Genomic DNA, 12,381 nt, shown 5'->3' with positions numbered 1-12,381 from the left:
ATCCGTCCCATCCCCACCGTCGAATTGAGTCCGAGGCGGACCCGATGTCCCATTTTGGCATGACAGATGGGGATGCAGGCAAGGGATCAGTTACGTGCTCTCCGTCACCCTTGGGCCAATGGCCGAATTTGAGACCCTAGCGGCTCGGCAGTCCCACGCGCACCTCAGCTGGAGAACTGGAGCTCGCGGATCGCCCGCCACCGCTCGGTCAGGCGTTCGTACGCCTCCCCCGCGGCGCCCGAGTCACCCCTGCGCAGCGCCGCCAGCCCCTCGGCGACGTCGGCGGCCGAGCGGTCGGCCGCCAGCCGGTCGGGACCCATCGCGTGCACCAGGCCGCCGTAGTCCAACTCGACCAGCGAGCGCGGGTGGAACTCCTCCAGCCACCGCCCCACGTCGATCAGCCCGTCGATCAGCGGGCCCTCCTGGAGTGTGTCCTTCAGCACTCGCAGCGCCCGCGCCACGCGCCGGCGCGCCTGGACCATCGGCGTGCGGTAGCGCAGCAGGGGCTCCTTGGACTCCCCCGCGCCCGCCGGCTCGTACTCCCGCTCGTCGTCGCCGACGAGCGTGAACCAGCGCACCGGCACGTGCCAGGTGGCCGAGCGGATCCACGGGCGCGCGTCCGGATTTCGCTCCCGCCACGCCTCGTGGTCGGCGCTCGCCTGGAGCCGTACGACCGGCGGCAGCATCGCGTCGAGCACCGACTCGGGCAGCAGCTCGCCGAGTTCCTCCAGGGCCAGCCAGCCGCGCAACCGGGTGCGCCAGGGGCAGATGTGGGTGACGCCCGCCACCACCGCGACGAAGGCGTCCCGGCTCTCGTGCACGGGGACGGCCACCGGCGGCACCGGCACCAGGTCCGCGAGCGACTGCCGCAGTTCGTCCTGTGCGGTACGCGTCAGGCCCGCGGCGGCGTAGCGGTACCAGTGGCTGCGTTCGGGCTCGGGAAAGGCCGCCAGCGGCTCGTAGACCCGCAAATAGGCCGCGTACGGGACCAGTACCGGTGAACCGCCCACACCCGCTCCCTCGCCACCACCCCGACGCCCGTCCTTCGGCGGTCTCGCCTCCGGCTCCGGGCCTCGATCGTCCCACGCGGCACCCCCCGTCGGAGGTGATCCCGGCCACTCTGTGAGACGGGTGGGACGGTTGCCGGACTCTCCCCTCATGATCGGCTCCCCAGGGCCTACCCTTCTGCTACCGGCCCTCCGCCACCCGCACGGGGGGCGGCCCGACCACCGGGAACACCCGGATCATCCGGCCACCACTGGACTATGGGAGTCACCACCGTGACCGACGTACGACAGACCGAAAGTGTCGTCGCCAAGCTGTTCCGATCGGAGCAGGGCGGACACGAGCAGGTCGTTCTGTGCCAGGACCGCGCCTCCGGCCTCAAGGCCGTCATCGCGCTCCACTCCACCGCCCTGGGCCCGGCCCTCGGCGGCACCCGCTTCCACGCCTACGGCTCCGACGACGAGGCCGTCGAGGACGCGCTCAACCTCGCCCGCGGCATGTCGTACAAGAACGCCCTCGCCGGGCTCGACCACGGTGGCGGCAAGGCCGTGATCATCGGCGACCCCGACGCGCTCAAGTCCGAGGAACTGCTGCTCGCCTACGGTCGCTTCGTGGCCTCCCTCGGCGGCCGCTACGTCACCGCGTGCGATGTCGGCACCTACGTCGCCGACATGGACGTCGTGGCCCGCGAGAACCGCTGGACCACCGGCCGCTCGCCCGAGAACGGCGGCGCGGGCGACTCCTCCGTGCTCACCGCCTTCGGTGTCTTCCAGGGCATGCGCGCCGCCGCGCGCACCCAGTGGGGCGAGCCGACGCTGCGCGGCCGCCGGGTCGGTATCGCCGGTGTCGGCAAGGTCGGCCACCACCTCGTGGAGCACCTGGTGGAGGACGGCGCCGAGGTCGTGATCACCGATGTGCGCGCCGACGCCGTCGACCGGATCATCGCCCGCCACCCGGGCGTCGTCACGGCCGTCAGCGACGCCGAGGTGCTGGTGCGCACCCCGCTGGACGTCTACGCCCCCTGTGCCCTCGGCGGCGCCCTGGACGACGCCACTGTGGCCGCCCTGACCGCCACCGTGGTGTGCGGCGCGGCCAACAACCAGCTCGCCCACCCCGGTGTCGAGAAGGACCTCGCCGACCGCGGCATCCTCTACGCGCCGGACTACGTGGTGAACGCCGGTGGTGTGATCCAGGTCGCGGACGAACTGCACGGTTTCGATTTCGACCGGGCCAAGTCCAAGGCGACGAAGATCTACGACACGACTCTGGCCATTTTCGATCGTGCCGCCACCGACGGGGTTCCCCCGGCCGTGGCCGCCGACCGGCTCGCCGAGCAGCGGATCTCCGACCGGACGCCCGCGGCGGAATGGCTGCGTCCGCAGGACCCGGCCGCCTCCTGACGCGGGCCTGACCCGGGCCTGACGCGGGCCTGACGCGGCCTCCCCGAAGGGCTCCCGACGCGGTTCGCGAGCCCTTCACGGCCCCTTCACCGCGGCTTGGCGTGACCGACAGCACGGCCCGATAGCAAGTTCGCGCTAGAAGAAGGTAAAATCGGGCCTGACCAGGCAGGACAGGGTCGTCAATGGCCCCTGATCCGACGCGCGTCGTGCGGGCGACGTACCGTGCGGCGTCGGAAGCAGGTACCGTTGTGGGCCTACGGACCGGTCTCTCTCCGGAGAGGTCGCTCCGAATCATGAACGCGTGTCAAGACTCGGGGCCACTGAGCCCCGCCGTTAAGGGGGTCGAGCCATGGGGCGCGGCCGGGCCAAGGCCAAGCAGACGAAGGTCGCCCGCCAGCTGAAGTACAACAGCGGCGGCACGGATCTCTCACGTCTGGCCGACGAGCTGGGCGCATCGTCACCGCTTCCGGTGAATCCGGAACCTGTCGAGGACGATGACGACGAGGATGACGACCCGTACGCACAGTACGCGGATCTCTATGACGACGACGATGACGAGGACGAGGAGTCCGAGTCATCGCCCCAGCGCCGTCACGCTTGACACTGAAGCAGCGTTGTCGACCCGGTCCGGGGCCCGCCCCGGACCGGGTTTCGTCGTGAGGTTTCCGCTGTTTCCGCTCTACAGCGCGTAGTCGCCGGTCAGTTCGACCGCGGCCGCGCCATTTTCGCGTGCGCTGATCTCGCCACTGACCCATGCGCCGACCCCGCGGTCGGCGAGGGTGGCCAGTGCCACGTCGACGGAGTCCTGCGGCACCACGGCGATCATGCCGACGCCCATGTTCAGCGTCTTCTCCAGCTCCAGCCGCTCGACCCCGCCCAGCTCGCCGACCATCCCGAAGACGGGGGCCGGTGCCCAGGTCGACCGGTCGACGGTGGCGCGCAGGTGGTCGGGGATGACCCGGGCCAGGTTGTTGGCCAGGCCGCCGCCGGTGATGTGCGAGAAGCCGTGCACCTCGGTGGTACGGGTCAGCGCCAGGCAGTCCAGCGAGTAGATCTTGGTGGGCTCCAGCAGTTCCTCGCCCAGGGTGCGGCCGAACTCCGGCACCTCGCGGTCCAGCTCCCAGCCGGCCCGGTCGAAGAAGACGTGCCGGACCAGGCTGTACCCGTTCGAGTGAAGTCCGGAGGACTCGATGGCGATCACCGCGTCACCCGTACGGATACGGTCCGCGCCGAGCACCGCGTCGGCCTCGACCACTCCGGTGCCCGCGCCGGCCACGTCGAAGTCGTCCGCGCCGAGCAGCCCCGGGTGCTCCGCCGTCTCGCCGCCGACCAGTGCGCAGCCGGCCAGGACGCAGCCCTCGGCGATGCCCTTGACGATGGCCGCGACCCGCTCGGGGTAGACCTTGCCGACGCAGATGTAGTCGGTCATGAAGAGCGGCTCCGCGCCGCAGACCACCAGGTCGTCCACGACCATGCCGACCAGGTCGTGCCCGATCGAGTCGTAGACGCCCATCCGGCGGGCGATGTCGACCTTGGTGCCGACGCCGTCGGTCGCCGAGGCCAGCAGCGGGCGCTCGTACCGCTTCAGCGCGGAGGCGTCGAACAGTCCGGCGAAGCCGCCGAGTCCGCCGACCACCTCGGGGCGGGTGGCCTTGCGCACCCACTGCTTCATCAGGTCGACGGCGCGGTCGCCCGCCTCGATGTCGACGCCTGCGGCGGCGTAGCTGGCACCGGTGGTCTCAGACATAGCTGGGGAACCTTCGTGTCGTTCGTACGTACAACGGACGGGAGCGTTACGGGCGCCGCAGTGCGTCCGCGGCGTCCGCGCCGCCGGCCAGCTCGGTCTCCAGGAGCTGCTTGCCGAGCAGTTCGGGGTCGGGCAGCTCCATCGGGTACTCCCCGTCGAAGCAGGCCCGGCACAGGTTGGGCTTGGCGATGGTGGTCGCCTCGACCATGGCGTCGAGGGAGATGTACGCGAGCGAGTCCGCGCCCAGCGAGGTGCCGATCTCCTCGACGGTCATACCGTTGGCGATCAGCTCGGCGCGGGTGGCGAAGTCGATGCCGAAGAAGCAGGGCCACTTCACGGGCGGGGACGAGATCCGGACGTGCACCTCGGCGGCGCCCGCCTCGCGCAGCATCCGCACCAGCGCGCGCTGGGTGTTGCCGCGGACGATCGAGTCGTCCACGACCACCAGCCGCTTGCCGCGGATGACTTCCTTGAGCGGGTTCAGCTTGAGCCGGATACCGAGCTGCCTGATGGTCTGCGACGGCTGGATGAACGTACGTCCGACGTAGCTGTTCTTGACCAGGCCGGAGCCGTACGGGATCCCGCTGGCCTCCGCGTAACCGACGGCGGCCGGGGTGCCGGACTCCGGCGTCGGTATCACCAGGTCGGCCTCGACCGGGGCCTCGGCGGCGAGCCTGCGGCCCATCTCGACCCGGGAGAGGTAGACGTTGCGGCCCGCGATGTCGGTGTCGGGGCGGGCCAGGTAGACGTACTCGAAGACGCAGCCCTTGGGCGAGGCCTCGGCGAAGCGCGAGGTGCGCAGGCCGTTCTCGTCGATGGCGATCAGCTCGCCGGGCTCGATCTCGCGGACGAAGCTGGCGCCGCAGATGTCCAGGGCGGCGGTCTCGGAGGCGACCACCCAGCCGCGCTCCAGCCGTCCCAGCACCAGCGGGCGGATGCCCTGGAGGTCGCGGGCGGCGTAGAGGGTGTGCTCGTCCATGAAGACCAGGCTGAAGGCGCCCTTGACCTTGGGCAGCACCTCGATGGCGGCCTGCTCGACCGAAAGCGGGTTGCCGTCCGGGCCCACCTGGCCCGCGAGCAGCGCGGTGACCAGGTCGGTGTCATTGGTGGCGGCGACCTTGGTGGCCCGGCCCGGGCCCTGCGGCATCGAGGCGACCAGCTCGGCCAGCTCGGCGGTGTTCACCAGGTTGCCGTTGTGGCCGAGCGCGATCGAGCCGTGGGCGGTGGCCCGGAAGGTCGGCTGCGCGTTCTCCCACACCGAGGCGCCGGTGGTCGAGTAGCGGGCATGGCCGACCGCGATATGGCCGGTCAACGAACCGAGGGAGGTCTCGTCGAAGACCTGGGACACCAGTCCCATGTCCTTGAAGACCAGAATCTGGGAGCCGTTGCTCACTGCGATGCCCGCGGACTCCTGTCCGCGGTGCTGCAGGGCGTACAGCCCGAAATAGGTGAGTTTGGCGACCTCTTCGCCGGGGGCCCAGACACCGAAGACGCCACAAGCGTCCTGGGGGCCCTTCTCGCCGGGGAGCAGGTCGTGGCTGAGTCGTCCATCACCACGAGGCACGCCACGAGTCTAGGGCAGGATTGCCCATCGTCCGAACGAGGGACCCTTCGATTCCGCGGTTCTATGCGCGTAGCCCCATGGGGCAAACGGCCATGTGACGTGGGCCCCCCGTTCGGGCCAGGGGCCCCGGCGGGCGGCTCTGGGGGTCAGCGTCCGCGTCAGCCGAGGATCGGGAGGTACGGGGTGAGGTCGGCGCGGTCGCCGCTGGCGGAGATGGTGGGGGTGGAGAGGGCGGCGGGCCAGGTGGTGCGGCCGGTGGCGAGGCGGATCCAGGTGAGGGGGTCGGTCTCGACGACGTTGGGCGGGGTGCCGCGGGTGTGGCGGGGGCCCTCGACGCACTGGACCGCCGCGTAGGGCGGGATACGGACCTCCACCGCGTTGCCGGGGGCCTTGGCGGCGAGCGCGTCGGCGAGCAGCCGGACCACGGCGGCGACCGCCTGCCGGTCCAGCTCCACGGGCCGGCCCGTCGCGCGGGCCAGGTCGTCGCTGTGGACGACCAGCTCCACGAGGCGGGTGACGGTGAAGTCCAGCGCGCGCATCCCGTTGAAGGGCCGCGCCAGCAGCCGGTCGGTCCGCACCGCCTCGGCCTCCTGTGCCGCCAGCGTCCGCGCGGCCTCGTCGAGCGCCGCGACCGGATCGGCCATGGCGGCCGCCGCGTCCTTCGCCGACGCGTCGAGCTGGTCGGAGATCGTCGCCGTCGACACCGCCCACGCGTCCAGATCCGTCAGCCCCACCGCCGACCCCCGCGGCGGCTCCGCGAGCAGCTCCTCGACCACCGCGATCTGCCGCACGACATGCGCCACCAGCGTCCGCACATCCCACCCGGGCAACCCGGACGCCAGCCCCCACTCCTCCTGCCCCAACCCCCGCACGGCCTCCCGCACATGCCCGACCTGCGCGATCAACGCGCCCCACGTCCTGGCGGGGTCGTACGTACGGGCACGGGCGCGGTTCCGAGGCGGCATGGGGGCGAGCCTAGTGCGGGGGTACGACACGGCCGGGCGGCGCCATGCACCACCCGGCCGCTCGCAGCGCCGGAGCTCAGCCCTGGCGGGGGCGCTCGAAGGTGAGGAGGAGGCCCTCGACGGCGCCGGGGCCTATGCGGCCCTTGACGTCGGCGGCGGTGATCGACTTGAGCGCCCAGCCGTCGGCGGCCTGCTTGTTGAGCGTCTTCTCCAGCTTGTCGCCGTCGAGAGCGTCGCCGATCAGCGACTCACGGAAAGAGACGACCTTGTACTCGAACATGCCCGAGCCCCTCGCTTGTGTGTGCGTACGTGCGTGTGCGGAGGACAGCCAACCACGAAGGGCGCCCAAACGGTCAGAGTGCGCGGAACCAGCCGCGGCGGGGAGTTGGGGCGGCGGGCGCGGTGGTCCGCGGGGGATCAGCGGACGGCGTAGCCGCGCAGGCCGTTCTCGGCGAGGGCGAAGGCGCGTCCGGCGCGCTCGACGGCGCCGGGGTGGACCTGGTCGGGTGTCTCTCCGGCGAGCAGGAGGCGGTGGTTCTCGCCGATCAGGACCGAGCGGACGCCGATCAGCTGGACGGCGGCGACCTGGGCGAGGAGGGGGTCGCCGGTGTCGGACTCCAGCTCGGCGGCGAGGAGGGCGGCGCTGCGGGCGGAGAAGTCGCGGACCCGGAGCACCAGGGAGGGCGTCTCGTCGACGAGGCGGCGGACGCGCAGGACGTACGGGTCGGCGTTGAGGCCGACGGAGGCGTCGTGGGCGTCGAGGGCGGCGATGAACTGGCGGCGCATGGCCGCGACCGCGGACTCCCCGGCGGGCCGGTCGCGGACGACGGCCGCGGGGTCGCCGACGTGTTCCTCCATCGGGCCGAGGACCAGGTCCTCCTTGGTGGAGACGTAGTTGAAGACGGTCATCTTCGACACGTCGGCGGCGGCCGCCACCTCGGCGACCGACACCTGGTCGTAGCCGCGCTCGCTGAACAGGTCGATGGCCGCCGACCAGATCTTGCGACGCGTCTGCTCCTTCTTGCGTTCGCGCAGTCCCGGTTCCTGAGTCACGGCATCACTGTACCAGGATGAATTTTGAGCCGGGCTGATTTTTGATCTGAGATGAACTCTTGACTCGGTACAGCTTTCTCGGCCAAGGTGGTGCCCATGAAGACCACAGCCGAGAACACGGCGGCCACCGCCGCCCCCCTGATGTCCGAGCGGCAGCGCAAGACCGCCTTCGTCCTGTGCCTCGCCACGATCGTGCTGGCCGTCCTCGACCAGAACATCGTGTCCGCGGCCACCGTCCCGATCGTCCGCGACCTCGACCCGGCCCACGGCGTCGACCTGATCCCCTGGCTGATCAGCGCCTTCGCGCTGGCCTCCACCGCCGTCCTGCCGCTCTACGGCAAGCTGTGCGACACCCTCGGCCCCAAGCGGGTCTACCTCGGCGCCATCGCCGCCTTCCTCACCGGTTCCGCGCTGTGCGGCGCCGCGCAGTCCATGGGCCAGCTCATCGCCTTCCGTGCGATCCAGGGCATAGGCGGCGGCGGTCTGATGAGCGTGACCATGGTGGTGATGGCCCACCTCAGGGCCCCCGGCGAGAAGCCCGGCGGCGGCAAGAGCGGCAGCATGGGCGGCATCGTCGCGGGTGCGGGGCTGGCCCTCGGCCCGCTGGTCGGCGGCCTGCTCGCCGACCACGCAGACTGGCGCTGGATCTTCTACATCAACCTGCCGCTGGGCCTGGTCGTCCTCCTGCTGTCCGCCCGCGTGCTGCGGCTGCCCGTCCGGACCCGCGGCCACCGCGTCGACTACCTGGGCGCGGCGCTGGCCGCCGCCTTCTCCACCGGGCTGCTCCTGGTCACCCAGTGGGGCGGCAAGCAGTACGGCTGGACCTCGCCCGTCGTCCTCGGCCTGATCGCCGGCTGCGTCACCGCGCTCGGCCTCTTCCTGTGGCGGCAGGCGACCGCCGCCGAGCCGATCCTCCCGCTGCCGCTCTTCCGCGACCGCGTCCTGCGCATCGGCTTCGCCGTCCAGGCGCTGATGGGCATGGCCCTGACCGGCTCGATGGTCTACGTGCTGATCTACCTCCAGGTGGTCCGCGGTCTGGGCGCCACCTCCGCCGGGCTCTTCCTGCTCCCGATGGCCGCCGGGATGACCGGCATCGGGCTGCTCGCGGGCCGTCTGGTCAGCGCGGGCTGGTCGCAGCGGGCCTTCGTGATCTGCGGTTCCGGCAGCGCGGCCGTCGCGATGCTGCTGCTGGCCACCACGCACACCGACACCAGCCTGTGGCTGATCCGGGCCGAACTGCTGCTGCTCGGCGTCGGGTTCGGCCAGCTCATCGGCCAGCTGATCCAGCTCGTGCAGGCGACCGCCCCCGCCCACCAGCTCGGCGTCGCCACCACCGCGGTGCGCTTCTTCCAGACGCTCGGCGGCGCCCTGGGCGCCTCGCTCTTCGGCACCCTGCTCGCCCGCGCCTTCGCCGACCGCTCCCCCGTGCCCGGCGCCGACACCAGCAGCCTGCCCCTGCTGCGCGGCGCGGAGCGCGTCGCCGCGCTGCACGCCTTCACCTCGGCGACCGACATCGTCCTGCTCAGCGCGGCCGGTGTGATGGCGCTCGCCTTCGTCCTGGCGCTGCGGCTGCCGCGCCCCGCGAAGGCCGGGCAGGGCGCGGCCACGGGAGAGGACGCGCGGACGGACCTGGAGATGGCGGCGTGAGTGGCCCCACCCGCGGCGAACGTCCCCCGACCGGACCCGGTCGGGGGACGATTCGTGAAGCCGGGGGACCGTCCGGCCGGGCGGTCGTAAATTGGGTGAATGGTCAACGACAGTTCTGCGCCGCAGTCTCCGCTGCGGACGGCTCAGTTCATCGCCGCGTGCCTGCCGGGGCAGACCCGGCGGCACGCGGACGGGGTGATCCGGGTGGTCGCCGCGACCTACGGGACGGGCGACGAGTGGCCGATCCGCGTCCGCGCGACGCTCGTCGGGCCCGGCTGGGAGGCACCGCGGACCTGGGAGCGGGAGTTCGGCCCCCAGGACGCGGGGGGCTGGTCGCCCGAGACGGACGCCGTCACCCTGGCGGACGCCTTCCTCACCCTCGTACAGGCCCACTTATCGGCTGACGCCGCCCCCTCCTCCCCATCCCCCGACTCCGGTGTGCGCGAGGTGGAGTGACCATCCGAAGGCTGCCGCCCGCCCGGTGAGAAAACCCGGTGCCCCGCGTGCGGCGTCCTCACTACACTCGCCACACATCGCGCGCCGCTCTCCGATCGCGGCGCCCCGTGACGAACGAGGGGAGCCCGGCCATGCGTCACCGCACGGCTGTCATGCGCCCCGTCGTCGTCCCCGTCACCGCACCCGCGTCGCGGTACGACGTGATCCTCGTGTCCTCACCCCTCCGGTACCGGCTGCGCGGCCGGTTCCGGACGCCCGCGACGACGCACTGACCCCCGCGCGCTCCATCGAGCCGTAGCCGGGGGCTGCCCGCTGCCCGAGCGGGCCCCGCCGTCCGGGAATTCGCGCCGCCCCATTCCGGATCACTCCGAAAGGCCGAGGGCCGTGCGTACCGACCTGCACACCACGACGACCACCACGACAACCACCGCGCTGACCACCGTCCGCAACCTGGGCATCCTCGCCCACGTCGACGCGGGCAAGACCACCGTCACCGAACGGATCCTCTACGCCACCGGCACCACGTACAAACGCGGCGAGGTCCACGACGGCACCACCGTCACCGACTTCGACCCGCAGGAGCGCGACCGCGGCATCACCATCTTCGCCGCGGCCGTGAGCTGCGACTGGGACGGCCACCGGATCAACCTGATCGACACCCCCGGCCATGTCGACTTCGCCGACGAGGTCGAACGCTCGCTGCGGGTGCTCGACGGCGCGATCGCGGTGTTCGACGCGGTCGCGGGGGTCGAGCCGCAGAGCGAGTCGGTGTGGCGGCAGGCCGACCGGCACGGCGTACCGCGGATCGCCTTCGTCAACAAGCTGGACCGGCCCGGCGCCGACCTCGACACGGCCGTCGCGTCGATCCGGCGGCGGCTCCATCCGGCGCCGCTGGTCGTCCAGTTGCCGATCGGCAGCGAGGACGGCTTCACCGGCGTGGTCGACCTGCCGCGGATGCGGGCGCTGGTGTGGGCCGACGGCGACGGGCGCTACGACGAGGGTCCGGTGCCCGACGCGCTGCTGGACGAGGCGCGGCGGCGGCGCCGGGCGCTGGAGGAGGCGGTGGCCGAACTCCATCCGGCGGCGCTGGAGGAGTTCTGCGCCGCGTCCTCGCTCTCGGCGCGGACGCTGACCGCGGCGCTGCGCGACCTCACCCGTACCGGTGAGGGCGTGGTGGTGCTGTGCGGTTCGGCGTACCGCAACCGCGGGATCGAACCACTGCTGGAGGCGGTCGTGGCCTATCTGCCCTCGCCGCTGGACGTGCCCGCGGTCCGCGGCACGCACGGCGACGCGGTGGCGGAGCGGCCGGCCGACCCGGCGGCGCCGTTCGCGGCACTGGTGTTCAAGGTGAACTCGACCGCCACCGGGCGGCTGACGTACGTACGGGTCTACTCGGGGACCCTCACCAAGGGAGAGGTGGTGCTGGACGTGGGCGCGCCGCGCACCGAGCGGGTCAGCCGGATCCTGCGGGTCCAGGCCGACCGGCACGCCGAGGTGGACCGGGCGGTCGCCGGTGACATCGTCGCGCTCGTCGGGGTGAAGTCCGCCCGGGCCGGGGCCACTTTGTGCGGACCCGACGCCCCGCTGGTCCTCGAACCGCCGACGGTCGCGGAGCCGGTCGTCTCGGTGGCGGTCGAGGCCCGCAGGGGCACCGACACCGACCGGCTGACGGCGGCGCTGGCACGGCTGGTCGAGGAGGACCCCTCGCTGGTGGTCAGAACCGACCGCGAGACCGGCCAGACGGTGCTGTCGGGGATGGGCGAACTCCATCTGGAGGTCGCGGTGGAGAAGGTGCGCCGCGCCCACGGGCTGGAGATCGGCGTCGGCCGCCCGAAGGTCACCTACCGGGAGACGGTCGCCCGCGGGGTGTCGGGGCTGGTGTACCGGCACGTCAAACAGGACGGCGGCGCCGGGCAGTTCGCGCATGTGGTGCTGGACGTGGAGCCGGCGGAAGGGGACGGCTTCGTCTTCCGGTCCACGGTCACCGGCGGCCGGGTGCCGCAGGAGTACGTGCGGGCGGTGGAGGCCGGCTGCCGGGACGCGCTGGCCGAGGGGCCGTTGGGCGGTCACCAGGTGACCGGGCTGCGGGTCACGCTGACCGACGGGGCCACCCACCCGAAGGACTCCTCGGAGCTGGCGTTCCGGGCGGCGGGGCGGCTCGGGCTGCGGGAGGCGCTGCGCGCGAGCGTGATGGCGCTGCTGGAACCGGTGGTCGAGGTCACCGTCACCGTGCCCGACGACGCCGTCGGCGGGGTGCTCGGCGATCTGGCGGCACGGCGCGGCCGGGTCTCCGGCTCGGCCGCCCGCGCCGGTACGGCGGTCGTCACCGCGACCGTGCCGCTGGCCGAGCTGTTCGGCTACGCGACGCGGCTGCGCAGCCGCACCCAGGGCCGGGGCACCTTCACCGCCCGGCCCACCGGCTACGCCCCGGCGCCCCTCCCGGCGCCATGACACCCGGGGTGGGCCCGTCCGTTCACGGGCGGGGCCACCCCCCCGGGGCGCGGAGAGATCGGTAGAGACTCGGGGGTGGGAAAAGGGGTAAAA

12 protein-coding genes are annotated in these 12,381 nt (G+C 72.3%); 6 read left to right on the top strand and 6 right to left on the bottom strand.

Annotation, left to right across the window (positions count from 1 at the left end):
* Nucleotides 1-164 precede the first annotated feature (164 nt).
* A complete protein-coding gene (locus AB0M29_RS36895) occupies nucleotides 165-1,010 on the bottom strand; it encodes a hypothetical protein (RefSeq protein WP_365391030.1) in 846 nt (281 codons plus the stop codon).
* 255 nt (nucleotides 1,011-1,265) lie between these two features.
* Here AB0M29_RS36895 and AB0M29_RS36890 point away from each other — a divergent pair, with 255 nt between their 5' ends.
* Both AB0M29_RS36890 and AB0M29_RS36885 read left to right on the top strand, forming a co-directional pair.
* Entirely contained in the window at nucleotides 1,266-2,405 is a 1,140-nt protein-coding gene (locus AB0M29_RS36890) for a Glu/Leu/Phe/Val dehydrogenase dimerization domain-containing protein (RefSeq protein WP_365391028.1), read from the top strand.
* 349 nt (nucleotides 2,406-2,754) lie between these two features.
* Entirely contained in the window at nucleotides 2,755-3,006 is a 252-nt protein-coding gene (locus tag AB0M29_RS36885; protein ID WP_365391026.1) for a DUF3073 domain-containing protein, read from the top strand.
* 78 nt (nucleotides 3,007-3,084) lie between these two features.
* Here AB0M29_RS36885 and purM read toward each other — a convergent pair whose 3' ends face one another.
* The 5 genes from purM to AB0M29_RS36860 form a co-directional block, all read right to left on the bottom strand.
* Nucleotides 3,085-4,152, bottom strand: a complete 1,068-nt coding sequence (purM, locus tag AB0M29_RS36880; protein WP_365391024.1) for a phosphoribosylformylglycinamidine cyclo-ligase — start codon at nucleotides 4,150-4,152, stop codon at nucleotides 3,085-3,087.
* Nucleotides 4,153-4,198: 46 nt separating this feature from the next.
* Entirely contained in the window at nucleotides 4,199-5,716 is a 1,518-nt protein-coding gene (gene purF, locus AB0M29_RS36875; RefSeq protein WP_365391022.1) for an amidophosphoribosyltransferase, read from the bottom strand.
* 158 nt (nucleotides 5,717-5,874) lie between these two features.
* On the bottom strand, nucleotides 5,875-6,681 hold the full coding sequence (locus tag AB0M29_RS36870) for a sterol carrier family protein (RefSeq protein ID WP_365391020.1): 807 nt from the start codon (nucleotides 6,679-6,681) through the stop codon (nucleotides 5,875-5,877).
* A 76-nt stretch (nucleotides 6,682-6,757) separates the two neighbouring features.
* Nucleotides 6,758-6,961: a DUF4177 domain-containing protein gene (locus AB0M29_RS36865; protein WP_365391018.1), complete on the bottom strand. Its 204-nt coding sequence runs from the start codon at nucleotides 6,959-6,961 to the stop codon at nucleotides 6,758-6,760.
* 137 nt (nucleotides 6,962-7,098) lie between these two features.
* A complete protein-coding gene (locus AB0M29_RS36860) occupies nucleotides 7,099-7,734 on the bottom strand; it encodes a TetR/AcrR family transcriptional regulator (protein WP_365391016.1) in 636 nt (211 codons plus the stop codon).
* Nucleotides 7,735-7,830: 96 nt separating this feature from the next.
* Between AB0M29_RS36860 and AB0M29_RS36855 the strand changes: the two genes are divergently transcribed.
* The 4 genes from AB0M29_RS36855 to fusA all read left to right on the top strand — a co-directional run bounded on the left by AB0M29_RS36855 (nucleotide 7,831) and on the right by fusA (nucleotide 12,288).
* Nucleotides 7,831-9,381, top strand: a complete 1,551-nt coding sequence (locus tag AB0M29_RS36855) for an MFS transporter (protein WP_365391014.1) — start codon at nucleotides 7,831-7,833, stop codon at nucleotides 9,379-9,381.
* Between the two features lie 99 nt (nucleotides 9,382-9,480).
* On the top strand, nucleotides 9,481-9,837 hold the full coding sequence (locus AB0M29_RS36850) for a hypothetical protein (RefSeq protein WP_365391012.1): 357 nt from the start codon (nucleotides 9,481-9,483) through the stop codon (nucleotides 9,835-9,837).
* 131 nt (nucleotides 9,838-9,968) lie between these two features.
* On the top strand, nucleotides 9,969-10,109 hold the full coding sequence (locus AB0M29_RS36845) for a hypothetical protein (RefSeq protein ID WP_365391010.1): 141 nt from the start codon (nucleotides 9,969-9,971) through the stop codon (nucleotides 10,107-10,109).
* Nucleotides 10,110-10,221: 112 nt separating this feature from the next.
* Nucleotides 10,222-12,288 carry an elongation factor G gene (gene fusA, locus AB0M29_RS36840; RefSeq protein ID WP_365391008.1) on the top strand — a complete coding sequence of 689 codons (2,067 nt, stop codon included), beginning with the start codon at nucleotides 10,222-10,224 and terminating at the stop codon, nucleotides 12,286-12,288.
* Nucleotides 12,289-12,381: the final 93 nt, after the last annotated feature.

This window comes from Streptomyces sp. NPDC051976 (genome assembly GCF_040680795.1).
GTDB lineage: Bacteria > Actinomycetota > Actinomycetes > Streptomycetales > Streptomycetaceae > Actinacidiphila.
The sequence above is the reverse complement of the archived record's forward strand: the minus strand, read 5'-3'. Positions and strand labels throughout refer to the sequence as shown.

What these genes read in the sequence shown, in the direction of transcription:
- AB0M29_RS36890 (WP_365391028.1), top strand. Translation starts at nt 1,266, where the DNA reads ATGGGAGTCACCACCGTGACCGACGTACGACAGACCGAAAGTGTCGTC.
- AB0M29_RS36885 (WP_365391026.1), top strand. Translation starts at nt 2,755, where the DNA reads ATGGGGCGCGGCCGGGCCAAGGCCAAGCAGACGAAGGTCGCCCGCCAG.
- purM (WP_365391024.1), bottom strand. Translation starts at nt 4,152, where the DNA reads ATGTCTGAGACCACCGGTGCCAGCTACGCCGCCGCAGGCGTCGACATC.
- AB0M29_RS36870 (WP_365391020.1), bottom strand. Translation starts at nt 6,681, where the DNA reads ATGCCGCCTCGGAACCGCGCCCGTGCCCGTACGTACGACCCCGCCAGG.
- AB0M29_RS36865 (WP_365391018.1), bottom strand. Translation starts at nt 6,961, where the DNA reads ATGTTCGAGTACAAGGTCGTCTCTTTCCGTGAGTCGCTGATCGGCGAC.
- AB0M29_RS36855 (WP_365391014.1), top strand. Translation starts at nt 7,831, where the DNA reads ATGAAGACCACAGCCGAGAACACGGCGGCCACCGCCGCCCCCCTGATG.
- AB0M29_RS36850 (WP_365391012.1), top strand. Translation starts at nt 9,481, where the DNA reads ATGGTCAACGACAGTTCTGCGCCGCAGTCTCCGCTGCGGACGGCTCAG.
- AB0M29_RS36845 (WP_365391010.1), top strand. Translation starts at nt 9,969, where the DNA reads ATGCGTCACCGCACGGCTGTCATGCGCCCCGTCGTCGTCCCCGTCACC.